Source organism: Streptomyces sp. NPDC002156 (genome assembly GCF_053593675.1).
Map to the genome: position 1 here is coordinate 68,499 of NZ_JBSFDA010000005.1, position 23,941 is coordinate 92,439.

Genomic DNA, 23,941 nt, shown 5'->3' on the forward strand with positions numbered 1-23,941 from the left:
GGTGCCGTGGGACGACGGCACCGGCGAGGCGCTACTTCAGCGGCCGGATCCGCGCCGGGCAGCAGGCTTCGCTGCCCGGACGGCCGCAGCACAGGAGAACCCATGAGCGCTGCACGTGTATCCCGGCATGCCCGCGTACGGATGATCGCGGCGGTGGCGACGGTCTGCGCCCTGTCCGCCGCCCCGCTCGCCCCTCAGGCCGTGGCCGCCGACATCCCGCCGTACTCCGAGACCTACCGGCCCCAGTTCCACTTCACGCCGGAGCAGAACTGGATGAACGACCCCAACGGCCTTGTGTACTACGAGGGCGAGTACCACCTCTTCTACCAGTACAACCCCAACGGCAACTCCTGGGGAGACATGTCCTGGGGCCACGCGGTCAGTACGGACCTCGTGCACTGGACGGAACTGCCGCTCGCCCTCTCGCACGACGACAACGAGATGGTGTTCTCCGGCAGTGCGGTCGTCGACCGGGACAACACCACCGGCTTCGGCACGACGGAGAACCCGGCCATGGTGGCGATCTACACCAGCCACAACAAAACGACGGGTATCCAGGCGCAGTCGCTCGCCTACAGCACCGACCGCGGCCGTACCTGGACGAAGTACCAGGGCAATCCCGTCCTCGACATCGGCTCCAGGGACTTCCGCGACCCCAAGGTCCAGTGGTACGCGCCGACGCAGAGCTGGCTGATGACGGTGTCGATGTCCGCCGAGCACAAGGTGCGGTTCTACTCGTCGAAGAACCTCAAGGACTGGACGCTGCAGAGCGAGTTCGGCCCGGCCGGCGCGACGGGCGGGGTGTGGGAGTGCCCCGACCTGTTCCCCCTCGCGGTCGACGGCGACAAGAACAACATCAAGTGGGTCCTGGTCGTCAACATCAACCCCGGTGGTATCGCGGGCGGTTCGGCCGCCCAGTACTTCGTCGGCGACTTCGACGGGACGAAGTTCACCGCCGAGGACAAGGGCACGTACATCCCGCCCACCGGCACGGTGGTGCAGGACTTCGAGGGCACCGACTTCGGTACGTGGACGACCACGGGCACCGCGTTCGGCACGGCTCCGGCCGCCGGGACGTTGGACGGCCAGCAGGCGGTCTCCGGCTTCGAGGGCAAGGGCCTCGCCAACAGCTTCCACTCGGGCGACGGCACCACCGGCACCCTGACCTCGCCCTCCTTCACCGTCGACAGCAAGTACCTGAACTTCAAGGTCGGCGGCGGTCGGCACCCGCATGTGGACGGCACGGTCCTCGCCGACTTCGAGGGCGGCACCTACGGCGGCTGGACGACGACCGGGAACGCCTTCGGCACCGCACCGGCCACCGGCACCCTCCCCAACCAGCAGCAGGTCTCCGGCTTCCTGGGCGACGGCCTGGTCAACAGCTACCTGAACGGCGACTCCACCACCGGCACCCTCACCTCGCCCGAGTTCACCATCGACAAGGACTACGTCAACTTCCTTGTGGGCGGCGGCAACCACCCCGCCGGCTCCGGCAACCCGACCGCGATCGAACTGCTCGTCGACGGCCAGGTGGTCCGCAGCACCACCGGACAGGACAACGAAGCACTCGACTGGGCCTCCTGGGACGTCAAGGACCTCGCCGGCAAGAAGGCACAGATCAAGATCGTCGACGACAACACCGGCGGCTGGGGCCACCTCAACGTCGACCACATCACGCTCTCCGACACCCGGGCCCAGCCCGCCACCCAGGAGACGTCCGTCAACCTGATCGTCGACGGCAAGGTCGTCCGCAGCGCCACCGGCTCCAACAGCGAGACCCTGGACTGGGCCTCCTTCGACCTGCGCCCCTACGCGGGCAAGCAGGCGCGGATCCAGCTCGTCGACATGAACAGGACCGGCTGGGGCCACATCCTCGCCGACAGGTTCACCGAAGCCGACACGGCCGCGACGTCCGTCGTCCAGCGCGCCGACTGGGCCGACTACGGCAAGGACTACTACGCGGCCGTGTCCTGGGAGGACGCGCCCGACGGCAAGCGGTACATGATCGGCTGGATGAACAACTGGGACTACGGCGGCGCCGTCCCCACATCCCCCTGGCGCGGTGCGCAGAGCGTCCCCCGGGAGATGGCCCTCCGTACGGTCGACGGCCGGATCCGGCTGACCAGCGAGCCGGTGAGCAGCCTGGAGTCCCTCCGTGCGCAACCCCCGGCAACAGCGTCCGGCGTCACCGTCGACAGCACCACGCAGACCCTGATCGGCCCCGCGGCCGAGGGCAAGGCGCTCGACATCGAGGCGACCTTCTCCCTCGACGACGCCGACCGCTTCGGCCTGAAGGTACGCACCGGCGCCGACGGCGAGGAGACCGTCATCGGCTACGACACCACGACCGAGGAGCTGTACGTCGACCGCACCCACTCCGGTGCCGTCGACTTCGACAGCACCTTCCCCGGCGTCCAGACCGCACCCCTGAAGGCCGAGAACGGCAAGGTCAAGCTGCGGATCCTCGTCGACTGGTCCTCCGTCGAGGTCTTCGGCGGCAACGGCGAGGCCGTCATCACCGACCAGATCTTCCCCGACCCCGCCAGCCAGGGAGTGCAGATCTTCGCCGAGAACGGCTCGGTGACGCTGGACGAGGCCGTGGTCTGGCAGCTCGACTCGGCCCACGAGTGACACCCGCAGCCGACAAGAAGAACAGGAGAACAAGACCGTGAAGAAGACCCTGCTCGCCGAGTTCACCGCCCGCGAGGGCACTGAGGACGAGGTCGCCCGTCTGATCGGCGACTACGCCCTGAAGGTCCGCGAGGAAGAAGGCAACCTCGTCTTCGACGTCTACACCAAGGAAGCCGCCCCGCGCGCCTTCTGGATCTTCGAGGTGTACCGCGACGAGGACGCCTTCCAGGCGCACATCAAGGCCCCCTACGGCGGCCCGTTCAACGCGGCGCTCGTCCCGCTGATCGAGGAAGACGCCTCGGTGCTGACCTTCCTCGATCCGGTGACCTGACCTGACCTGACCTCGCCCGATCTGGTGACTGACATCGGCCGGTCCCGGGCACATCGTCATGCCGCCGACCGGTGCGGCGGGGCGTCGGAATGCGCTGGCTTGGGCGGCAGTCGGAGCCTGTTCTCTTCGGCGTCCTGCTAAGCCTCGGCCGGGCCCGGTACAGCGAGTCAGCCGACGGATTCCTGACGGCACGCCAACGATGCTTCTGGTGTGATGTAGCCCACATTGGCGACCTGTCACGTGCGGTGCGGGTCGCTTGTCCCATGGGCGTCACCGGCACCGAAGCCGGTGCCCGACCTTGGGAGATCCGATGAACAACGGCCACCGCATCGTCGTCCTCGGCGCCGGCTACACGGGCTTGTTCAGCGCCATCCGGCTGGCCCACCGCACCCGCCGGACCGACGTGAGGATCACCCTGGTCAACCCCTCCAGCCGGTTCGTCGAGCGGCTGCGGATGCACCAGATCGCCACCGGTCAGGAGCTGGCCGACCACCGGATCCCCGACCTGCTCGCCGGGACCGGCGTCACGTTCGTGCAGGGCACCGCCATCGCCATCGACGCCCAGGCCCGGCAGATCACCGTCGACGGCGCCGAGACCCTCGGGTACGACACGCTCGTCTACGCGCTGGGCAGCTCGACCGACACCGGCAAGGTCCCCGGCGCCGACACCCACGCGTTCACCCTCGACAACCCGCAGACCGCCGGTCGGTTTGCCGCGCGCCTCATCGAGGTCGCTGCGTCCGGCGGCACGGTCACCGTCTGTGGCGGCGGCCTGACCGGCATCGAGGCTGCCACCGAGATCACCGAGAGCCACCCCGGCCTGAACGTCACGCTGATCAGCCTGGACGAGCCCGGCGGCATGATGGGTCCCAAGGCCCGCGCCCACCTCCACGACGCGCTGGACCGCCTCGGCGTCACTCTTGAGACCGGCGCCCGCGTCACCAAGGTGCTGCCCGACGCGGTCGAACTGGCCGACGGCCGGCTCGTCCGCTCCGACGCCTGCCTGTGGACCACCGGCGTCAAGGTGTCGCCGCTCGCCGCCGACGCCGGGATCGCCACCGACGACCGGGGCCTCATCCTGGTCGACGCCACCCTGCGTTCGGTCTCCCACCCGGAGATCCACGCCATCGGCGACGCCGCCGCCGTCCGTCTGGCCTGGGGGCAGATCCACGGCACCTGCCAGAGCGGCCTGCCCACCGCCCAGTACACCGCCGACACCATCGCGCGGCTCGTGCGCGGCAAGGCCGTCAAGCCGTTCCGCTTCGGCTACTTCCACCAGCCGGTCAGCCTCGGCCGCCGTGACGCCGTCATCCAGTTCACCAGGGCCGACGAAACCCCCCGCCGCATGCACCTCACCGGCCGGATCGCCGTCGCGTACAAGGAGATGGTCAGCGGCAGCCCGCTCACGACCTACCGGTTCAGCAAGCGCATGAACGTCACCACCATCGTCTCCAAGGGCGGCCGCGCCACCCGCAAGCCCGCGGTATGACGGGCACATCGGCTCCCAGCGCCGTGATCCCGGGCCTTGCCGCCCCGGTTACGGCGCTGGCAGCATGAGCCGATGGTCGACGCCAGGGACGAGCAGGACCCGTACATCGAACACCGCAGGCTCCTGTTCGCCACCGCCTACCGCATGCTGGGCAGCGTCACCGACGCCGAGGACGTCCTCCAGGACACCTGGCTGAGCTGGAGCACCGCGGACCGCGACGCGATCCGCCACCCCAAGGCCTACCTGGTCCGCACGGTCACCAACCTCTCGTTGAACCGCCTCACCTCCGCACGGGCAACCCGCGAAACCTACGTCGGGCCGTGGCTCCCCGAGCCCCTGCTGACCTCCCCCGACGTCGCCGCGGAGACCGAACTGGCCGACAGCGTCTCCACCGCGATGCTGGTCGTCCTGGAAACCCTCAGCCCCGTCGAACGCGCCGTCTTCCTGCTCCGCGAGGTCTTCGGCTACTCGCACGCCGAGATCGCCGAGACCCTCGACCGTCCCGAGCCGACAGTCCGCCAGATCGCCCACCGTGCACGCGAGCACGTCCAGGCCCGCCGCCCCCGCTTCGACGCCGACCAGACCCGGCGCCGACAGGTCACCACCCGGTTCCTGGCGGCCTGCGCGGGCGGCGACCTGAACGCCGTCATGGAACTGCTCGCCCCCGAGGTCACCGCTTGGTCCGACGGCGGCGGCAAGGTCACCGCAGCCCGCCGCCCCCTCCACGGCACCGACCGCGTCGCGCGCTGGATCGTGGGTTTCCTGGCGAAGCCCGAACTGGCCGCCCTGACCATGGAGCCGGCCGTCATCAACGGCGAGCTCGGCGTCCTGGCCACCCTCGGCGGACACACCGTCGGCGCCCTCTCGTTCGACCTCGTCGACGGCCGCATCCAGAACCTGCGCTTCCAGGTCAACCCCGAAAAGCTCAGCGGCCTGACCCCCGACAACAGCTTGGCGCTGCCCTAGCGTTCGATCCTGAAGCACCACCGGCGGGACCCTGGACCGGAACGAGCTGTCCAGGGCGGGCGCAACCCATCGCCTACGACGCCGAAGGCGCCCTTGACGGAGCCGAGTCGCCCCGAACTCATCACTGGCGGGCGAATCGGCCCAAGTCGGCGAGGGCAACGGCCCGGGCAGTGAAGAGCATCGCTGGCCGTTTTGAGTCTTCAGAGATCCTCATCACCGACGGGGCCCCTTCCGCTGTCGAACCCGGTCGATCAGTTCGCAGGCCCTTACTGCGGCCACCAGCGCGCCGGTGCTACCTGTGGTGGCGGCTATGTCCAGCAGGGTGTCGGTGAACTTCACCACGTGCTCGGCGGCGCGTGCGAAGACTTCCTGTGCGCCGCTCGGTTCGGGCACCGGCAAGCACCGCAAGCCGCAGGCTCCCAGGCCGGAAGGTGAAGATCGGGCACGGTAGCGACACTCGGGCACAAAAAGGCAGGCACACAACAAGGGCGGGACCCGCAAGCCCCGCCCACTACTACCTGCCCACGAGCCCGCAGCTCACGGCCAAACACGGCAGTGGGGCTGATGCCCCGCCTCATGCAGCCGGTGTGAGAAGTCCTGAGTGACGACTCCTGGAACCGGGCCATGACAGAGCGCGGTGCGAACGTCCCTCCTTCTTCGATGGCCCGTCGTCGGCGGGTCCACAACCGGAACACCCATCTGGCGAGGCCGAGTGCGAGCAGGCAGCCCACGGCCAGGTAGATCCACGGCGAGGTTGACGGCATCTGCGGGTCTGTACCGTACTTGGTGTAACGGCGGGATCTGAGGAGGTCCCTGATGCCCGAACAGCCAAGCGAGCCACGCGACTTAGCGGATGGTGTTGAGCCCACCGAGGTCGTGTTGCATGACGAGCTGGATGCCCAGCTGATCCGCCGTCTGACCGACCGGGCCCGTTCCGAGGGGCTGGCGCTGACCGGGACCGGCGGGTTGTTGCAGCAGCTGACGAAGCTGGTCCTGGAATCGGCCCTGGAGGGCGAACTCGAAGACCATCTCGGCTACGCAAAACACGCGCCGGAGGGCCGGGACGGCGGCAACTCCCGCAACGGCCGGCGCGCGAAGACGGTAACCACAGAGTCCGGCCCGGTCGAAGTGGCGGTGCCACGGGACCGGGACGGCTCCTTCAGCCCGACGATCGTGCCCAAGCACGCCCGCCGCCTGCCCGGGGTGGAGGACCTGATCCTGTCGCTGTCCGCGAAGGGCCTCACCCACGGCGAGATCTCCGCGCATCTGGCCGAGGTCTACGGCGCGGAGATCTCCAAGACCACCATCACCACGATCACCGACAAGATCTCCGAACGCCTTGCGGAATGGCAGAAACGCCCGCTGGACGAGGTCTACCCGGTCCTGTTCCTCGACGCCCTGCACGTGAAAATCAGAGACGGGCAGGTCGCCAACCGGGCGATCTACATCGCACTGGCAGTCACCGTGGACGGCGAACGCGACATCCTGGGACTGTGGGCCTCGGACGGCGCCGAGGGCGCCAAGTACTGGCAGCGGGTCCTCGCCGAGATCAAGAATCGCGGCGTGCGCGACACCTGCATCGTGGTCTGTGACGGCCTCAAAGGGCTGCCCGACGCGATCAATCTGACCTGGCCCGAGGCGATCGTGCAGACCTGTCTGATCCATCTGATCCGCAACACCTTCCGCTATGCCGGCCGCCAGGACTGGGCCGCCCTGGCCCGCGACCTCAAACCGATCTACACCGCGGTCTCCGAGGCCGCCGCCCTGGAGGAGTTCGCCCGCTTCGCCGGGATCTGGGAACAGAAATACCCGGCGATCATCAAACTCTGGGAGAACGCCTGGGCTGAGTTCGTGCCCTTCCTCCGCTTCGACCGGGAGATCCGCACTGTCGTCTGTTCCACCAATGCGATCGAGTCCCTCAACGCCCGCCTGCGCAGGGCCGTGCGGGCCCGCGGACACTTCCCCAGCGAGGCCGCCGCCCTCAAATGCCTGTTCCTCGCGATCACGGCGCTCGACCCGAAGGGAGACGGCAGAGCCCGCTGGGCCCGCCGCTGGAAACCCGCCCTCAACGCCTTCGAGCTCACCTTCGAAGGCCGCCTGACCCGACACACCAACATCAACTAACCAACATCAACAAGCCAGTTACACCAGGAACTTGACAGTCCCCGCAAGGGTTCGGCTTCCTTGATGTGGAGGCGGTCGAGGCGCAGACCGGCCGCCCCATCCGATCGGCTTGGCGATCACGGGGAGGACTGCGCACGACTCGGCCCGCGGATGCGATCGCGGTCGCCCCGGCCAGCTTCAACGCCGTCAACAAATGGGCGGCCGGGATCTGCGACAACCTCGCGTTGGGCATCCTGTGCGAAGCACCCGCCATGGGTGTACCGGTCGCTGTACTGCCGTACTTGAACTTGGCCCAGGCCGCCCACCCCGCGTACCACCAGAGCCTGGAACGGCTACGCGAGATGGGCATCCTGATCGGCTCGTACGAGCCTCACCGGCCGAAGGCCAGCGGCGGGGCAGACCGCTGCTGTTGGGAGGAAGCTGAAACCTCAGCTCACGGCCAAACCAAGCAATAAGGCTGATGCCCCGCCTCATGCAACCTGTGACTGAAGTCCTGCCACTCATGCAGCAGTTGGTACACATTGAACGCATCCCGAGGCCCACCCCGGTCCGGCACCGTCGACCAGATGAACGCCGCCGCGCCCACCGCCTCCTCGCCGATGCCCCGCAGCGGGTCGACGACCGTCATCGGGAGTTTCACCACCGCGTAGTCGGGGTGCAGCACGACCAGTTCCAGTGGCGGCACCTTGTTGAGGGGTACGCCCTCGATGCCCGTGAGGACCATCGCGGCCATCGTTTCGGGCTTGATCTTGGTGAACATGCCGTTCATGCCGAGTTCGTCGCCGCCGAGTTCCTCGGGGCGCATCGAGATCGGAACGCGGGCTGCCGTGGCGCCGTCAGGCGCGCCGAAGTATTTGTACGTCACCCCCACCCGACCACCATTCCCACTCGCCGCCCGGAGCCGCTCGACCCTCCGGTCGAGGCCCTCGGGCACACCGTTCGATCCCGGGCCCTGCCCAGGACCCGTTCCCTGTCCATGCCGTGCCGCTTCTGCCGCTGCCGCTTCCTCCGCGTCGCGTCGGTGCCTTCCCCGCTGCGCACGTCGAGGACCCAGGCCGTCGGTCCCCTCGCCCAGTCCGCCACCGCGATGCATATCTCCACCCGACTGCTTTTCTAGGACGCGCGAACCCCTCCGCGCAACCCGATCATCGTGTCAGTGACCTCCCCCACGTCCGCCCGCCGAAACGTGCGTTGAAACACCTGTCCGCAGGATCTTCGCAGCCTCTGAACACCGTCGTCCGCTCATCGTGCACCCATCGTTCGTATGTACGGGCCGATGGGCCATGTGTCTCTGAGTGTCCCTGTGTGTGTTCGGTCCCAGTTTCGCAGACGGGTGGGGCCGACGGGCCGCTGTCCGGCCGCCTACCCTGAGGGGGTCACTGGCAACCGGAGTCCGAGAAGTCGGAGAAGTCGCAGGTCATGAGCGAAACGTCTAGCGAAATGTCTAGCGGGGCAGCCAGCGGGATGGCTAGTGGGTTGCCCTATTCATATGAAGCGCCCGTCTCGCAGGGCCTCTTCGACCGTGCGACGGCCGTCACACCCGGCGGAGTCAATTCGCCGGTGCGTGCCTTCCGTGCCGTGGGCGGTACGCCCCGGTTCATGGTCTCGGGGCGTGGCCCATATCTCACCGACGCCGACGGGCGTGAATACGTCGACCTCGTCTGCTCCTGGGGGCCGATGATCCTCGGCCACTCCCGCCCCGAGGTCATCGCCGCCGTCCAGGACGCCGTGTCCCGCGGCACCTCCTTCGGCACGCCGGGGGAGGGGGAGGTCGCCCTCGCCGAGGAGATGGTCGACAGGATCGACCCCCTTGAGCAGGTGCGGCTCGTCTCCAGCGGGACCGAGGCCACCATGTCGGCCATCCGGCTCGCTCGTGGGTTCACTCGGCGCGCCAAGGTGATCAAGTTCGCCGGGTGTTATCACGGTCACGTCGACTCGCTCCTCGCCGCCGCCGGCAGCGGTGTCGCCACGTTCGCGCTGCCCGACACCCCCGGCGTCACCGGCGCCCAGGCCGGCGACACCATCGTCCTCCCCTACAACGACCTCGACGCCGTGCACGCCGCCTTCGCCGCGCACCCCGGCGAGATCGCCTGCCTCATCACCGAGGCCTCCCCGGGCAACATGGGTGTCGTACCGCCGCTGCCCGGTTTCAATCAGGGGCTGAAGGATGCTTGTGCGGCGAATGGCGCGCTGTATGTGTCCGACGAGGTCATGACCGGGTTCCGTACCAGTCGTAGCGGGTGGTTCGGGATCGACGGCGTACGGCCCGATCTCATGACCTTCGGGAAGGTCATGGGCGGGGGATTCCCCGCCGCCGCCTTTGGTGGGCGTGCCGATGTCATGGCCCACCTCGCGCCCGCCGGGCCCGTCTACCAGGCCGGCACCCTCTCCGGTAACCCCGTCGCCACCGCCGCCGGGCTCGCCCAGCTGCGGCTGCTCGACGAGGCCGCGTACGTCACCGTCGACGCCGTCTCCGCGCAGGTGCAGGCGCTGGTCTCCGACGCGCTGAGCAAGGAGGGCGTCGCGCACACCGTGCAGAACGCCTCCAACATGTTCTCCGTGTTCTTCACCGACCAGCCGGTGCGCGACTACGAGGGCGCCAAGGCGCAGGAGTCGTTCCGCTTCACCGCGTTCTTCCACTCCATGCTGGCGAGCGGCGTCTACCTCCCGCCCTCGTCCTTCGAGTCCTGGTTCGTCTCCACCGCGCACGACGAGCGGGCCATCCAGAAAATCGCCGACGCCCTCCCGGCGGCGGCCCGTGCGGCAGCGGAGGCCACGGCGGCATGAGCGACATCAGCAATGAGAGCAGTGGCTCCAACGAGTCAGACATCACCGTCGTCCACCTCATGCGGCACGGTGAAGTCGCCAACCCTGATGGGGTGTTGTACGGGCGGCTCGCCGGTTACCACCTCTCCGAACTCGGGCGCCGCATGGCCGACCGCGTCGCCGAGCACCTCGCCTCCCGCGATGTCACGCATGTCGGCGCCTCCCCGCTGGAGCGGGCGCAGGAGACCGCGACGCCCATCGCCAAGGCGCACGGCCTCGATCTCGCCTCCGACGAGCGGCTCATCGAGGCCGACAACGTCTTCCAGGGCAAGACCTTCGGCGTCGGCGACGGCGCCCTCAAGCGGCCCGAGAACTGGAAGCACCTGGTCAACCCGTTCAAGCCGTCCTGGGGGGAGCCGTACGTCGATCAGGTCGTACGGATGATGGGGGCGCTGGACGCCGCCAAGGACGCCGCCCGTGGGCACGAGGCCGTGCTCGTCAGTCATCAGCTGCCGATCTGGATCGTGCGCTCGTACGTCGAGCGGCGGCGGCTGTGGCACGACCCCCGCAAGCGGCAGTGCACGCTCGCCTCCCTCACCAGCTTCACCTACCGCGGCGACAAGATCGTGTCTGTCGGGTACAGCGAGCCCGCCCGCGATCTCGTCCCGGCCCATCTCCTCGCCGGCGCCAAGCCGGTGAAGGGGAAGGACAAGGCCTTCGGGGCGTAGTGACATAGTTGTTGCAATTGTTCCGAACTGCGTAACAACGGGAGGAACCTCCCCATTCGTCGTGCCCTCTGACTGGGTGACCACCAGCGGGTACGACGGATGGGGAACACATGCACGTCAAGAAGGGTGCCGCCGGCTTCAGCCGACGAGGTGCGCTCGGCCTCGGTCTCGGGGCCGCCGCCGCTCTCGGTACCGCCGGCTGCGGAACCGTCCTGCAAGAGGGGGCGGGAGGGTCCGGAGGTTCCGGGAACGACCGGCCTTCTGCCAAGCCGTCGCCCACCGCCACCGCCAAGCCCATCGGCGACGGCTCCACCTCCTTCACCGGCAAGCAGCCCCACCAGCCCGGCAAGCCCGTACCGCTGGAGGCGGGCCAGACCCCGCCCCAGTTCGTGATCTTCTCCTGGGACGGCGCCGGCGAGGTCGGCAACGGGCTCTTCCCGCGCTTCCTGGAGCTGGCCAAGACCCACGGCGCCCACATGACCTTCTTCCTCTCCGGGCTCTACCTCCTCCCCGAGTCGCAGAAGCGCAAGTACCTCCCGCCGAACAACGCCCCCGGCGCCTCCGACATCGGCTACCTCACCGACGAGCACGTCAAGGCGACCCTCACCAACGTCCGCCAGGCCTGGCTCGACGGGCACGAGATAGGCACCCACTTCAACGGCCACTTCTGCTCCGGCTACGGCACCGTCGCCAACTGGACGCCCCAGCAGTGGCGCAGCGAGATCGACCAGGCCAAGGGGTTCGTCAAGGAGTGGCGCACCAACACCGGGTGGACCGACCTGCCCGCCCTCCCCTTCGACTACGACAAGGAACTCATCGGCGGTCGTACGCCCTGCCTCCTCGGGCAGGACAACCTGCTGCCCACCGCCCGTGAACTCGGCTGGCGCTACGACGCCTCCTCGCCCGGCGGCCGGCAGGTCTGGCCCACGAAGACGAACGGCGTCTGGGATCTGCCCCTCCAGGCGATACCTTTCCCCGGCCGCCAGTTCGAGGTCCTGTCCATGGACTACAACATGCTCGCCAACCAGTCGATCAACTCGACCAACGCGCCCGCCTACAACTACCCGGCCTGGCGCGAGCAGGCGGCCGGCGCCTACATCGCCGGTTTCCAGCGGGCGTACGAGACGAACCGCGCCCCCTTCTTCATCGGCAACCACTTCGAGCACTGGAACGGCGGCATCTACATGGACGCCGTCGAGGCCGCCCTCAAGCACATCGCGCGGGAGAAGGAGAAGGGTGAGGACATCAGGCTCGTCTCCTTCCGGCAGTACGTCGACTGGATGGACGTACAGAAGCCCGAGGTGCTGGAGAAGCTGCGGACCCTCGATGTCGGGACGCAGCCGGTGGGTGGCTGGAAGACGTTCCTCGCCGACACACAGCAGTCCTCTGCACAGCAGTCCTCGACCCCTGCTGCCTGAGGCACCGGAAACGCCGCCTGAAATGCGGGTTTCCGCCCGCAAGGGGGGTGCGCAAGATCCTCGGAACGGACATGCGAAACTTTTCACATGAGTGCCGCCAGCCGCGCCCCCCTCTCCTCGAACCATCCCCGTGGCCATGTCAGTAGCCGCAGGGCCATGGCGCTCACCGCCACGGCCGTCGCCTCCGCGCTGGCCCTGACCGCGTGCGGTTCCGGTGGTACGTCCGGGGGCTCGGGCGACACCAACTTCGTCACCGGGACCGACGGCATCGCCACCGTCGCCAAGGGCGAGCGGGTCGCCGCCCCCGATCTCTCCGGCCCGACCATCGACGGCAAGCAGCTCGACGTCGCCGACTACAAGGGCAAGGTCGTCGTCATAAATGTCTGGGGTTCGTGGTGCGGGCCCTGTCGGCTGGAGGCGAAAAACTTCGTCGCCGTCTCCGCCGATCTGAAGGACCAAGGGGTCCAGTTCGTCGGCATCAACACGCGTGACACCAGCACCGGTCCGGCGGTCGCCTTCGAGAAGCAGTACGGGGTCACGTACCCGAGTCTGTACGACCCGACGGGCAAGCTGATGCTCCGCTTCAAGAAGGGCACGCTCAACCCGCAGGCGATCCCCTCAACCCTGATCCTCGACCGGGACGGGAAGATCGCCGCCCGTACGCTCCAGGCGCTCAGCGAGGACAACCTCCGCAAGATGCTCAAGCCCGTTCTCGCGGAGAAGTGACGTGCCCGGCGCGATCACGGACGTGACCGGTGTGCTCACGCTCGCCGCCTCCGTCCCCGAGGCCAACCAGACCGTCCTGAACGGCGCCCTGATACTGGCCCTCCCCATCGCCCTGCTCGGCGGCCTCGTCTCCTTCTTCTCGCCCTGCGTGCTGCCCCTCGTACCCGGTTATCTGTCGTACGTCACCGGCGTGACCGGTACCGATCTCGGCGAGGCCCGCCGGGGGCGGATGGTCGCCGGGGCCTCGCTCTTCGTGCTCGGGTTCACCGCCGTGTTCGTGTCCACGGGCGCCCTGTTCGGGTACTTCGGGCAGACGCTGCAGGAGCACCAGGACACGCTGTCCAAGGTGCTCGGCGTGCTCATGATCCTCATGGGTGTCTTCTTCATGGGCATGATGCCCTGGCTCACCCAGCGCGAGTTCCGCTTCCACAAGAAGCCGGTGAGCGGGCTGCTCGGCGCCCCCGTCCTCGGCGCGCTGTTCGGCATCGGCTGGACGCCCTGCATCGGCCCGACTCTCGCCTCCGTCAACAGCCTCGCCTTCGACCAGGCCAGCGCCGGGCGCGGGGCCATCCTGACGGTCGCCTACTGCATCGGCCTCGGCGTGCCCTTCGTGCTCGCGGCGGTCGCCTTCCGCAAGGCGCTCGGTGCCTTCGGCTGGGTCAAGCGCCACTATGTCTGGGTCATGCGCATCGGCGGCACGATGATGATCCTGACCGGTGTCCTGCTCCTTACCGGCGCGTGGGACCGTCTTGTGCAGGAGATGCAGACCTGGTCCAACGGCTTCACTGTGGGGATCTGATCCATGAGCAACACCACCGCCGACAGCAAGAGCGACGCCCCCGGCACTTCCGGCACGTCCGACGAGCAGGAACTCGGCGCCGCCGGCTCCCAGCTGTCCACCGCCCCCCAGGAGGACGCGCCCGGCCTGCCCGCCCTGGGTGTCATCGGCTGGGCCCGCTGGTTCTGGCGGCAGCTCACCTCGATGCGGGTCGCGCTGCTGCTGCTGTTCCTGCTGTCGCTCGGGGCGATCCCCGGCTCGCTGATCCCGCAGTCGGGGACCGACGAGACCAAGGTCGCCGACTTCATGCAGCGGCACGACTTCCTCGGGCCGATCTACGACAAGCTCGGGCTGTTCCACGTCTACAGCTCGGTCTGGTTCTCGTCGATCTACATCCTCCTCTTCGTCTCCCTCATCGGCTGCATCGTGCCCCGCACCTGGCAGTTCGTCGGCCAGCTGCGCAGCCGCCCGCCGGGCGCGCCCCGCCGTCTGACCCGGCTGCCTGCCTACACGACGTGGCGTACGGAGACCGAGCCCGAGCAGGTACGCGAGGCAGCCCTCGTACTGCTGAGGAAGCGGCGTTTCCGCGCCCACCTCGCCGGGGACGCGGTCGCCGCCGAGAAGGGGTATCTGCGGGAGGTCGGCAACCTCGCCTTCCACATCGCGCTGATCGTGATGCTGACCGCTTTCGCCTGGGGCCAGCTGTACAAGTCCGAGGGCAACAAGCTGATCCTCGAAGGCGACGGCTTCTCCAACACACTCACCCAGTACGACGACTTCAAGTCGGGCACCCTCTTCGACACCGACGACCTCGATCCTTTCTCCTTCACTCTGAAGGACTTCAAGGGCACGTACGAGGTGTCCGGGCCCAACCGCGGTACGCCGCGCACGTACGAGGCCGACGTCAACTACAGCGTGGGCGCGTACGGCAAGGACGAGAAGACGACCATCAAGGTCAACGAGCCGCTGGTGATCGGCGACTCGAAGGTCTACCTCACCGCCCACGGCTACGCGCCCGTCATCACCGTCCGCGACGGCAAGGGCAAGGTCGTCTACAGCCAGCCCGTGGCCCTGCTGCCGCTCGACTCCAACGTCACCTCCTCCGGCGCCATCAAGGTCATGGACGGCTACCGCAACGCCAAGGGCGTCGAGGAACAGCTCGGCTTCCAGGCCTTCTTCCTGCCGACCTACGTGCCCGGCAACGAGATCGCCTCGCAGTTCCCGGCGCTCGACAACCCGGTGCTGAACCTGATCGGCTACCACGGCGACCTCGGGGTCAACGCGGGCATCCCGCAGAGCGTGTACCAGCTCGACAAGAGCCACATGAAGGTGTTCAAGGACGCCAAGGGCAAGGAAGTACGGGAGAACCTGAAGCCCGGCGAGACCATGACCCTCCCGAACGGCGCCGGCTCGGTCACCTACGAGGGCACCCAGGAGTGGGCCAACTTCCAGGTCACCCGGCAGCCCGCCAGCGGCTGGGCGCTCGCCGGCGCGATCGTCGCCATCTTCGGCCTCGCCGGCTCTCTGTTCATCCAGCGCCGACGGGTGTGGGTGCGGGCGGTGCGCGGCTCCGACGGCGTGACCGTCGTCGAGCTGGGCGGCCTCGGCCGCAGCGAGTCCGCCAAGGTGCCAGAGGAACTCGGCGACCTCGCCGGAATTTTGTACGACCAGGCGCCGGGCGTGCCTGATGCCAGTCCCGACCCCGACCCCGACTCCGATACCCCCGACCCCAAAGTCGTACCTGCCGAAGGGGCTGAGAAGTAAATGCAATCTCTCGCCGCCGCGACCAACGAGAACCTCGCGAACATCAGCAACACGCTGATCTACTCCGCGATGGCCGTCTACACCCTGGCCTTCTTCACCTACATCGCCGAGTGGATCTTCGGCAGCCGCAGCAAGGTCAGCCGTACGGCCGCCGCGCTCACCGCGAAGCCGGCCGGGGCGGCCGGGGCGAAGGCGCCGGAGGTGACCGTCAAGAAGGCCGGCGGGACCGCCGTACTGGAGCGGCCGAAGGTCGTCGTACGGGCCGCGGCCGGGGCCCGGGACGTGCCGGACGGGCCCGGTGCCCACGGCGGGGACGAGCAGGGCGACCTCTACGGGCGGATCGCCGTGTCCCTCACGGTCGTCGCGTTCCTCGTCGAGTTCGCCGGGGTGCTGGCCCGCGCGCTGTCCGTGCAGCGGGCACCGTGGGGCAACATGTACGAGTTCAACCTGACCTTCTCCACCACCGCAGTGGGCGTGTACCTCGTCTTCCTCGCGCTGAAGAAGGACATCCGCTGGCTGGGCCTGCCCCTGGTGACGTCCGTCCTGCTCGACCTCGGACTCGCGGTCACCGTCCTGTACACCGCGAGCGACCAGCTGGTCCCGGCGCTCCACTCGTACTGGCTGTACATCCACGTCTCCACGGCGATCCTCTGCGGTGCCGTCTTCTACGTGGGCGCGGTCGCCACGATCCTGTACCTCTTCAAGGACTCGTACGAGAACAAGCTCGCGTCCGGCGGCAAGCCCGGCAGCTTCGCGACCTCCGTCATGGAGCGCCTGCCCGCCTCCGCGTCCCTCGACAAGTTCTCCTACCGCGTCAACGCGGCCGTCTTCCCGCTCTGGACGTTCACGATCATCGCGGGCGCGATCTGGGCGGGCGACGCGTGGGGCCGCTACTGGGGCTGGGACCCCAAGGAGACCTGGGCGTTCATCACCTGGGTCGCCTACGCCACCTACCTGCACGCCCGCGCCACGGCCGGCTGGAAGGGCCGCAAGGCCGCGTACATCGCGCTGATCGCCTTCGCGTGCTTCCTCTTCAACTACTACGGCGTCAACATCTTCGTCAGCGGCAAGCACTCGTACGCCGGAGTCTGAGCCCTAACTCCCTTGTACCGAAGGCCGGTTCCTGTGACTCAGGTCACGGGAACCGGCCTTCGGCGTACGGACAGGTAAGTGGGCGTGGACACGAATCTGCGGAAACGGATCCGCGCGGGGGAGCACGACGCCTTCGGTGAACTCTTCGACGCGTACGCGCGCTCCGTCTACAACCACGCCTTCCGGCTGACGGGGGACTGGTCGGCGGCCGAGGACGTGGTCTCGCTGACCTTCCTCGACGCCTGGCGGCTGCGCGCCAAGGTCGACGAGGAGGGCGGCTCGCTGCGGCCCTGGCTGCTCGGCGTCGCCACCAACGTCACGCGCAACACCCGCCGCGCCGCCCGAAGACACGCCGCCGCCGTCGCCCGGCTGCCCCGCGACGAGGTCGAGCGGGACTTCGCCGACGAGGTCGCGGGCCGCCTGGACGACACCGACCAACTGGCCCTCGTACGCACCGCGTTGGCGCTGCTGCGGCGGCCCGAGCGGGAGGTGCTGGCGCTGTGCGTGTGGTCGGGGCTCGACTATCCGGCGGCGGCCGAGGCGTTGGGGGTGCCGGTGGGGACCGTACGGTCGCGGCTGTCGAGGGCCCGTACAAAGCTCGCGAAACATGTCAAAAACCTGGAACCGTCCACCGGGCGCGGACAGATGAGAGGTGACCGCATCACCGCGGTCGGGCCCATGAGGGAGGGAAACCGATGAGCAAGCCGATGAGCACACCCCCCGGATTCTCCGAGCGAGACCTTCCGCCGGGCCGTCACCGACTCCTCAAGGAGCATCTGATGACCGAGATCCGGCACGAGGACGAGAAGCGCGCTCCGCGGCGCAATGTGTGGCTGCGGCCCGCGATCACCGCCGGGGCCGTCGCCACCGTCGCCGCGCTCACCTTCGTCGTCCTTCCCGGCGGCGGCGCGGACAGTACGAGTGGCAAGGGGACCACGACCACGACGACCGTCCAGACGGCCACGACCCTGCTGGAGAACATCGCGCTCGCCGCCGAGGGCACCGAACTGCCCAGCGGTATCCGTGACGACCAGTTCGTCTACATCAAGAGCCGGATCGCCTACATGACCTACGCCAACGGCGGGCCCGGGAAGCTGGACCCGGTCCACGACCGGGAGGTCTGGCTGTCGGTGGACGGCGTCCGGGACGGACTCCTGGAGGAGGACAAGGACCACCTCCGGCACCAGGTACTGAGTTTCTCGGGGGACCTTCTGGAGAAGCCCGCGACCCCGTCGGCCACCAGCTACCGCTCCCTGTCCAAGCTGCCCACCGACCCCGACAAGATGCTCGCCTGGCTGTACGAGACCGTCGCCGAGGAGGTCGACGACGAGCAGCCCGACAAGGACTACCGGGCCTTCGTCCTCTTCGGCGATCTGATCCGGGAGACCCTGATGCCGCCGAAGGTGGGCGCCGCGCTCTACCGGGCCGCCGCGAAGATCCCGGGCGTCGAGGTGGTCCAGGACGTGCAGGACACGACGGGCCGGACGGGGATCGCGGTCACCAGGACCGGCGCCGACGGCGAGGAGGAGCAGCTGATCTTCGACAAGAAGACGTACACCTTCCTCGGTGAACGGGTGCTCGACGACGGCAAGCTGATCGGCAGCAGTTCGGTCCTGGAGCGCGCGGTGGTCGACCGGACGGGCCAACGCCCGTAACCCACAGCCTGGTTGAGGGACTGCCTACGACGGCGGCAGGCAGTCCTTCTCCGGTGGCTTCCCGGTCGGCCAGGCGATCTCGACGAAGCGGGCGTGCCGGTCGGAGGTCAGTTCCACGATCGGTACGGCCTTGTCGTACGGGTTGCCGTAGTTGTCGAGGCAGATCCAGCCGCTCGCGCCGTTCACCCGCCCCGAGGAGCCCTTGATGAGGGTCCACTCGTCGCCCACGTCGGCGAGCGTCGGCGCGGACTGGCCACGGGGCGTGGCCTCGCGGATGCCCTCGACGGTCAGCCGCATCGCGTCGTACGCCACGATCAGCTGGCCGTCCTCCAGGTCGACCTCGCCGATCGGCAGGGGCCTGTCGGTCTTGGCCGTCCTGTTGGCCTGGGCGGCGGCCAGCAGGTCGGCCAGGTCCTGGGCGTCGGCCGCCGAACCCCCGGTCTCCGGGGGCTTCTTGAGCCACGCCTCCGGGTGGGCGAGGGCGCTGTAGCGGACCGAGATGCCGTGTTCGAGGGCCTCGGGGTCGAGCTTCGCGTCGCCGGTGAGGTAAGAGGCGTCGTCACCGGTGAGGATGGTGAACTCCCGCTGCTGGCAGCCTCGTTCGCCAAGTGCGTTGATGAACTGGCGCAGTTGGGTGTGGCGGCCGGCGAACAGGATGGTGTTCACGGCGGGCGCGGTGTCGCAGACCAGCTCCCTGATCTGCCGGAAGTCGTTGGCGGTCGTGCCCTCCTTGGTGCGGTCGGCGAGCGGGGTGAAGGGCCACGGCTGGTAGCGCGAGCCCTTCAGCAGCTTCTCGAACGAGGCTTGCAGGGTGAGCGTGTACGGGTCGCCCGGATCGTCGTACACCAGCACCGCCTTGTCGGCCGCCACCTTGGCGAAGGAGGCGAGGGCGAGGGCCTCGTCGGTGTTGGTCGGCGCGACGCGGGCCAGCCCCGGGAAGGGCATCATGCCCGCGGGGTTGCCCTGCTGGCCGTTGGCGAGACTGTCGGCCGTGATGGAGGTGCCGACGACGGGGATGCCACGGCTCGTCAGCTCCTTGACGGCCCGCGCGTTCTCCTCGGTGCTGAGCCCTATCCCGGTGACCGCGCGCAGCCGGTCCGAGGTGGTCGTCATCTTCTCCAGCTGGTCGACCGTGTGCTCCCAATGAGCGCCGGTACGGCCCGGGTTGGCGAGCACCAGCCGGATCGGCGGACCCTCGCCGTTCGCGTCGTGGTTCACCTTCCACTGGGCGAGATACGCGCCCTGGAGTTCGTGCAGCACATCCCCGAGGTTGTCCGCGTCGGTCGCGGTGAACGGCTCGAACAGGGCGACGGTGACATAGCCCTTGTCGTCCTTGCCGTCGGTGAGGGAGTCGTTCTCGCGGTCGATCGCCGTGATCGTGTCGGCGAGCTGCTTCCGCCCGAAGGAGAAGCCGGTCGTCGAGACGCCCACGCACTCGTCGCTGCCCGCCGGTCTGACCACTCCGGGCGCGCAGGAACGGTCGTCCTCGGTGAGCTTTTGGACGGTGAAGCCGAGTCCGGTCACCAGCGCCGCCGTGACCAGCAGGGCCAGATAGCGGCGCAGCGGGATCGCCCAGACCCCCTCGCGCAGCCACCGGCCGACACCCCTGGACCCCGTACCTCTGGAACTCGTGCGGGTCATCACGCGCCTCCGTCGGTCCGGTTGTCGTCGTCGGCGGAGTCCTCGTCGCCCGGGACGCGCAGCGGGCGCCCGGCGAGCGCGGCCTCGGGCCACTCCTGCGAGGCCTGCCACAGCAGCGCGTTGCTGGCACGCGGGTCGTTGGACAGCTGCTCCAGCTCGTAGCGCAGCCGGTCGCACAGTTTCCGGTCGGGCAGCACCAGCGGATCGGTCAACTGCCAGACGGCGTGCAGGAGTCGGCGTACCCGCAGATGCAGTACGGCGTCCACGTCGTCCGGCGGGAGCTGCTCGGCGTCGGTGTGGCCGAGGGCGATCCGGGCGCGGAGGTGGTCCCCGCCCGCGAAGTCGTGGCCCTCGGTGTCGTGGGCGTGGAAGTAGGGCGCGGACGCGACGAACAGGAGGGTGTCGAGCCAGGTGCGGGTGTCGAGGCTGTGGAATGTGTCCCGGAGATGGGCGACCGCCGGTCCGGTGTCGCCGAGGGCGAGTTCGTGGTGGAGGCGGTAGCGGGCCGCCGACGGTTCGGGTCCCTCGTAGTGCTGGATGAGGGTCTCGTGGACGTCGCGCCACTTGCCGTGGTCGGCGTGCCGGTGGTGCAGGCGCAGCAGGAGCAGGGTGCGGACGAAGGCGTCGCCGACGAACTGCCCCGGTACGGCGGGCAGTCCCTCCGCCGTGAGCCGGGTCTCCAGGGCGCGGACGCTCGACGGGCCGAAGTCGTCCGGGAGTTGGACGGCGGCGAGCAGACAGGCCGAGTCGTGGTCGTGGGCGGCGGCCAGCACGGTGAGTTCGTCGAGCCGGTCGGCGGGGACGAGCCGGTCGAGGAGTTCGCGGTAGGCGGGACGGCCGTCGCGGTCCTCGTACAGGACGAGGTCGGCGGTGAGCAGGGCGCCGAAGGGTGCGGTGGGCGGCAGTTGGGGGAGGTTCTGCCGGGCCGACTCGGCGAGCAGGGCGATGCCCAGCGGGTTTCCGCACGTCAACCGGTGGGTGGCGGGCGGGAGTTCGGCCGGTACGGGCACCGCCGTACCCGTGCAGACCGCGTCGACGATGTGCAGCGTGTCGTCGGAGGAGAGCGGCGGCAGCGACACCAGCAGGGCCCGGGAGGCGACCGTGTCGGCCGGGGTCCAGCGGGTGCGCTGGGCGGTCTCGCGCAGGTCCCGGCGTACGGCGTTGCGCAGCGAGGACTGGCCGCCGCTGCCGCGCACGGCGGCGATGAAGGCGACCTGGTCGGTGATGCCCTCGGACCGGTCGCGCAGCACCTGCTCGATGAGTTCGCGGCCCGGCGCCCCCTGGGCGTTGTCGACGAGGACGAGCGGACGGCCGAGGCGCTGCAAGTGCGCCCGTACGCCGCTGTAGGCGTCGGTGAGGTCCGCGAGCAGGGCGCGGACGAGATAGCGCTCGGCGTGCTCGCGGGAGGTGCCGCCGGCCCTGAAGTGGTCGGAGAGCAGCCGGAGTCCGAGTTCGGCCCGGTCCCCGGCGTTCGGATAGGTCCGGTACCAGGTGGACGCCCGGCGCTGCCGCGCACCCGAGGAACGTTCCGTCATCGCCTCCAGCGTCGCCTCGATGACCGCCGACACCAGCGGGTCGTCGCTGATCGCCGCCGCGACCGCCTTCGCGGCCACCCGGCCCGCCCAGCGCGCGGCGAACCCGCTGAACCAGGAGGCGCTCTCGTTGAGCAGCAGCATCCGCTGGACCTCCCACCGGATGCGCTCGGTGTCGGCGTTGCCCCAGCCGCCGGCGGCCACCGCGATCAGCCCCGACATCAGCCGGGGGAAGGCGATCCGTCGGGCGCCGGTGACCGGTTCGGCGAGCTGCTCGGCGATCACGAGCAGCGCCTGCGCGAGCGGCGACCAGGCCTGCGCCGGGCGCGACTCGAACGACCCGCTGAACTGGGGGTCCTCGCAGTCGATCAGCGCGATCGGGGTGTGCCCCTGGTAGGCGGCGCGCAGTTCACGCAGGACGGCGCTCTTGCCGAGCCCACGCCCGGCGGTGAGCACGACGAACGGCAGCTCGCGGGGGTGTTCGAGGGGAGCGGCGATGTGGTGGTGGGGCCGCAGTCCGATGAGCCGGGGCGCGAGCCCCGGCGGCTCGGTGTCGAAGAGCGCCCCGCGTCCGTGCAGCCGTCTGAGCACCGCATCCCTCCCCCTGGCGCGGTTCAAAGTGCTGTGCAGCAGCGCTGTTCAGTCTGCTGTGTGTCGCAGCAACACCAGTGTAAGAAGAGGGAGTTGCATCGGACCAGATAGTGAGATGTCCGTTGAGTTACGAAATTATCGACCCGATGCTCAGCTTTGTACGGAGGCCTACTCGACCGTGATCGAGTCCAACTGGCCCCGCAGATAGACGTGCGAGTCGAAGGGTTCGTACGCGACCCGGCCCACCGGCGCGGGCACGGACTCGACGGTCGTGCCCGGGGTGCACTCGCCGAAGTACACGAGGGACATCAGCTCCTCGGCGGGCGCGTCGGCCGGCGGCGGCAGCACGCGATGACGCCCGGACCGCCACCGATCACCCGTCCAACGGGCCATCAGATCACCGATGTTGATGGTGAACGCCTCCGGATCGAAGGGCGCGTCCTCCCAGCCGCCCTCGTCCGTGTAGACCTGCAGCCCGCCCTTCCCGGCCTGCCGGTCGAGGATGGTGACCGTCCCGAAGTCGGTGTGCGGCCCGATCCGGAACTGCCCCGGCTCCGGCTCGCCGACGACCTCGATCCCCGGATACCAGTTGATGTTGAAGCCGTACGTCGGATGGTCCATGTGCCGGGAGAAGAAGTCGGGTTCGAGCCCGAGCGCGTCACCGAGCAGGGTGAGCAGCTCCTTCTCCAGCTCGCCCATCCGGTCGAGATACTCCTCGCACAGCGCCCGCAGCTCGGGCGCCTCGGCGGGCCAGACGTTGGGCGCGTACCACTCGGCGTTGACGATCGGGTCGTCGAAGGGCTCGTGGGTGGCGAAGGACAGCGACTCCTTGAGGTCGGGCGGAGTCTCGGTCCCTTCCGAATACCCGTTGGCCTCGGCCCCGGGCCCCAGCCACCCCCGCCCGCCGACCTTGACGGCGTACCGCTCCTTCACCTCGGCGGGCAGTGCGAAGAAGGCACGGGCCGCCTCCCGGACCCCGGCCCGCAGGGCGGGGTCGACGCCGTGCCCGGTGACCAGCAGGAAACCGGCGGTCTGGAGGGCCTCGTCGACGGTACGGGCGATGGCGGCGCGGGCATCGGGGTCCCCGGAGAGCCAGGGGCGCAGGTCGACGGTCGGGATTCGCGGGGTCGTACGAAGGTCACTCACCGATGTCCTCGTTCCACAGTGCGGGATTGTTCTTGATGAAGTCGCGCATCAGGGCGGTGCACTCGGCATCGTCGAGCAGCACGATCTCGACGCCGTGCTCGGCGAGCCAGTCGTGGCCGCCGTGAAAGGTGACGGCCTCGCCCACGACCACCCGGGAGATACCGAACTGCCGGACCAGACCCGAGCAGTACCAGCAGGGCGAGAGCGTGGTGACCATGGTCGTCCCACGGTACGAACGCTGCCGTCCCGCGTTCCGGAACGCGGCCGTCTCCCCGTGTGTCGAGGGGTCGCCGTCCTGGACGCGCCGGTTGTGCCCACGCCCGAGGAGTGTGCCGTCGGCGCCGAAGAGCGCGGCGCCGATCGGGATACCGCCCTCGGCGAGCCCGGCACGGGCTTCCTCGAGGGCGACGGCGAGCCAGGAGCGGGCCTGTGCCGGATCCAGCTGACGTACCTGATCTCCCTGATCCATAGGTCCACTCTCCTTCGACGGAAACACCGGGGCAACGTGCGGAAAGTACTCTCCGGACATCCCGCAGCAGGACGAAGTGTCAGCGCCCCTGGAG

20 protein-coding genes and 1 pseudogene are annotated in these 23,941 nt (G+C 69.0%); 15 read left to right on the forward strand and 6 right to left on the reverse strand.

The annotated features are described in order from the left end of the window. The first annotated feature begins 102 nt into the window (after positions 1-102). From ACWCRB_RS04215 to ACWCRB_RS04230, 4 genes are all read left to right on the forward strand, one after another. Positions 103-2,631, forward strand: a complete 2,529-nt coding sequence (locus tag ACWCRB_RS04215) for a GH32 C-terminal domain-containing protein (RefSeq protein WP_450994536.1) — start codon at positions 103-105, stop codon at positions 2,629-2,631. 37 nt (positions 2,632-2,668) lie between these two features. After that, positions 2,669-2,962 carry a putative quinol monooxygenase gene (locus ACWCRB_RS04220; RefSeq protein ID WP_450994537.1) on the forward strand — a complete coding sequence of 98 codons (294 nt, stop codon included), beginning with the start codon at positions 2,669-2,671 and terminating at the stop codon, positions 2,960-2,962. A 310-nt stretch (positions 2,963-3,272) separates the two neighbouring features. Next, a complete protein-coding gene (locus ACWCRB_RS04225; RefSeq protein WP_450994538.1) occupies positions 3,273-4,451 on the forward strand; it encodes an NAD(P)/FAD-dependent oxidoreductase in 1,179 nt (392 codons plus the stop codon). Between the two features lie 72 nt (positions 4,452-4,523). Then, a complete protein-coding gene (locus ACWCRB_RS04230; protein ID WP_450994539.1) occupies positions 4,524-5,417 on the forward strand; it encodes an RNA polymerase sigma-70 factor in 894 nt (297 codons plus the stop codon). A 213-nt stretch (positions 5,418-5,630) separates the two neighbouring features. On the opposite strand, the gene ACWCRB_RS04235 is transcribed toward ACWCRB_RS04230, so the two are convergent. Further along, on the reverse strand, positions 5,631-5,810 hold the full coding sequence (locus tag ACWCRB_RS04235) for a hypothetical protein (protein WP_450994540.1): 180 nt from the start codon (positions 5,808-5,810) through the stop codon (positions 5,631-5,633). Positions 5,811-6,233: 423 nt separating this feature from the next. Here ACWCRB_RS04235 and ACWCRB_RS04240 point away from each other — a divergent pair, with 423 nt between their 5' ends. Together ACWCRB_RS04240 and ACWCRB_RS04245 are read left to right on the forward strand one after the other, a co-directional pair. Continuing rightward, positions 6,234-7,541: an IS256 family transposase gene (locus ACWCRB_RS04240; protein WP_450994541.1), complete on the forward strand. Its 1,308-nt coding sequence runs from the start codon at positions 6,234-6,236 to the stop codon at positions 7,539-7,541. A gap of 38 nt (positions 7,542-7,579) precedes the next feature. Further along, positions 7,580-7,996, forward strand: a pseudogene (locus ACWCRB_RS04245) (flavoprotein); the annotation flags it as partial. On the opposite strand, the gene ACWCRB_RS04250 reads toward ACWCRB_RS04245, so the two are convergent. After that, on the reverse strand, positions 7,975-8,412 hold the full coding sequence (locus ACWCRB_RS04250; RefSeq protein ID WP_019061278.1) for a hypothetical protein: 438 nt from the start codon (positions 8,410-8,412) through the stop codon (positions 7,975-7,977). The pseudogene ACWCRB_RS04245 and the gene ACWCRB_RS04250 sit on opposite strands and share 22 nt — an antisense overlap. A 593-nt stretch (positions 8,413-9,005) precedes the next feature. Here ACWCRB_RS04250 and hemL point away from each other — a divergent pair. The 9 genes from hemL to ACWCRB_RS04295 all read left to right on the forward strand — a co-directional run bounded on the left by hemL (position 9,006) and on the right by ACWCRB_RS04295 (position 18,468). Continuing rightward, a complete protein-coding gene (gene hemL, locus ACWCRB_RS04255; RefSeq protein ID WP_450994542.1) occupies positions 9,006-10,328 on the forward strand; it encodes a glutamate-1-semialdehyde 2,1-aminomutase in 1,323 nt (440 codons plus the stop codon). Next, the gene (locus ACWCRB_RS04260) at positions 10,325-11,035 is read left to right on the forward strand and encodes a histidine phosphatase family protein (protein WP_450994543.1); all 711 of its coding nucleotides are present in this window, start codon (positions 10,325-10,327) and stop codon (positions 11,033-11,035) included. Before hemL ends, ACWCRB_RS04260 begins: the two co-directional genes overlap by 4 nt. 110 nt (positions 11,036-11,145) lie before the next feature. Further along, complete coding sequence (locus tag ACWCRB_RS04265; RefSeq protein ID WP_450994544.1) at positions 11,146-12,453, forward strand: hypothetical protein; 1,308 nt, start codon at positions 11,146-11,148, stop codon at positions 12,451-12,453. An 87-nt stretch (positions 12,454-12,540) separates the two neighbouring features. Then, a complete protein-coding gene (locus ACWCRB_RS04270; RefSeq protein WP_450994545.1) occupies positions 12,541-13,179 on the forward strand; it encodes a TlpA family protein disulfide reductase in 639 nt (212 codons plus the stop codon). 22 nt (positions 13,180-13,201) lie between these two features. Beyond that, entirely contained in the window at positions 13,202-13,978 is a 777-nt protein-coding gene (locus ACWCRB_RS04275) for a cytochrome c biogenesis CcdA family protein (protein WP_450994594.1), read from the forward strand. A gap of 3 nt (positions 13,979-13,981) precedes the next feature. After that, positions 13,982-15,721 (forward strand): cytochrome c biogenesis protein ResB, encoded by a 1,740-nt coding sequence (resB, locus tag ACWCRB_RS04280; protein ID WP_450994546.1) that lies wholly within the window; start codon positions 13,982-13,984, stop codon positions 15,719-15,721. Continuing rightward, positions 15,722-16,813: a c-type cytochrome biogenesis protein CcsB gene (gene ccsB / locus ACWCRB_RS04285; RefSeq protein WP_450994547.1), complete on the forward strand. Its 1,092-nt coding sequence runs from the start codon at positions 15,722-15,724 to the stop codon at positions 16,811-16,813. It abuts the gene before it with no gap. An 84-nt stretch (positions 16,814-16,897) separates the two neighbouring features. Continuing rightward, on the forward strand, positions 16,898-17,512 hold the full coding sequence (locus tag ACWCRB_RS04290; protein WP_450994548.1) for an RNA polymerase sigma factor: 615 nt from the start codon (positions 16,898-16,900) through the stop codon (positions 17,510-17,512). Continuing rightward, positions 17,509-18,468, forward strand: a complete 960-nt coding sequence (locus tag ACWCRB_RS04295) for a CU044_5270 family protein (protein ID WP_450994549.1) — start codon at positions 17,509-17,511, stop codon at positions 18,466-18,468. Before ACWCRB_RS04290 ends, ACWCRB_RS04295 begins: the two co-directional genes overlap by 4 nt. A 24-nt stretch (positions 18,469-18,492) precedes the next feature. Here the strand turns inward: ACWCRB_RS04295 and ACWCRB_RS04300 are convergent, their stop codons facing one another. From ACWCRB_RS04300 to ACWCRB_RS04315, 4 genes are all read right to left on the reverse strand, one after another. Beyond that, on the reverse strand, positions 18,493-20,109 hold the full coding sequence (locus ACWCRB_RS04300; protein ID WP_450994550.1) for an ABC transporter substrate-binding protein: 1,617 nt from the start codon (positions 20,107-20,109) through the stop codon (positions 18,493-18,495). Continuing rightward, on the reverse strand, positions 20,109-22,232 hold the full coding sequence (locus ACWCRB_RS04305; RefSeq protein ID WP_450994551.1) for a hypothetical protein: 2,124 nt from the start codon (positions 22,230-22,232) through the stop codon (positions 20,109-20,111). Before ACWCRB_RS04305 ends, ACWCRB_RS04300 begins: the two co-directional genes overlap by 1 nt. A 168-nt stretch (positions 22,233-22,400) precedes the next feature. Then, on the reverse strand, positions 22,401-23,378 hold the full coding sequence (locus tag ACWCRB_RS04310; protein WP_450994552.1) for an isopenicillin N synthase family dioxygenase: 978 nt from the start codon (positions 23,376-23,378) through the stop codon (positions 22,401-22,403). Beyond that, positions 23,371-23,847, reverse strand: coding sequence for a nucleoside deaminase (locus ACWCRB_RS04315; RefSeq protein ID WP_450994553.1), 477 nt, complete (start codon positions 23,845-23,847; stop codon positions 23,371-23,373). Before ACWCRB_RS04315 ends, ACWCRB_RS04310 begins: the two co-directional genes overlap by 8 nt. Positions 23,848-23,941: the final 94 nt, after the last annotated feature.

Excerpts from the sequence above, each read along its gene's own strand:
- ACWCRB_RS04215 (WP_450994536.1), top strand. The coding sequence starts at position 103 with ATGAGCGCTGCACGTGTATCCCGGCATGCCCGCGTACGGATGATCGCG.
- ACWCRB_RS04225 (WP_450994538.1), top strand. The coding sequence starts at position 3,273 with ATGAACAACGGCCACCGCATCGTCGTCCTCGGCGCCGGCTACACGGGC.
- ACWCRB_RS04230 (WP_450994539.1), top strand. The coding sequence starts at position 4,524 with ATGGTCGACGCCAGGGACGAGCAGGACCCGTACATCGAACACCGCAGG.
- ACWCRB_RS04240 (WP_450994541.1), top strand. The coding sequence starts at position 6,234 with ATGCCCGAACAGCCAAGCGAGCCACGCGACTTAGCGGATGGTGTTGAG.
- hemL (WP_450994542.1), top strand. The coding sequence starts at position 9,006 with ATGGCTAGTGGGTTGCCCTATTCATATGAAGCGCCCGTCTCGCAGGGC.
- ACWCRB_RS04260 (WP_450994543.1), top strand. The coding sequence starts at position 10,325 with ATGAGCGACATCAGCAATGAGAGCAGTGGCTCCAACGAGTCAGACATC.
- ACWCRB_RS04265 (WP_450994544.1), top strand. The coding sequence starts at position 11,146 with ATGCACGTCAAGAAGGGTGCCGCCGGCTTCAGCCGACGAGGTGCGCTC.
- ACWCRB_RS04270 (WP_450994545.1), top strand. The coding sequence starts at position 12,541 with ATGAGTGCCGCCAGCCGCGCCCCCCTCTCCTCGAACCATCCCCGTGGC.
- resB (WP_450994546.1), top strand. The coding sequence starts at position 13,982 with ATGAGCAACACCACCGCCGACAGCAAGAGCGACGCCCCCGGCACTTCC.
- ccsB (WP_450994547.1), top strand. The coding sequence starts at position 15,722 with ATGCAATCTCTCGCCGCCGCGACCAACGAGAACCTCGCGAACATCAGC.
- ACWCRB_RS04295 (WP_450994549.1), top strand. The coding sequence starts at position 17,509 with ATGAGCAAGCCGATGAGCACACCCCCCGGATTCTCCGAGCGAGACCTT.
- ACWCRB_RS04300 (WP_450994550.1), bottom strand. The coding sequence starts at position 20,109 with ATGACCCGCACGAGTTCCAGAGGTACGGGGTCCAGGGGTGTCGGCCGG.
- ACWCRB_RS04315 (WP_450994553.1), bottom strand. The coding sequence starts at position 23,847 with ATGGATCAGGGAGATCAGGTACGTCAGCTGGATCCGGCACAGGCCCGC.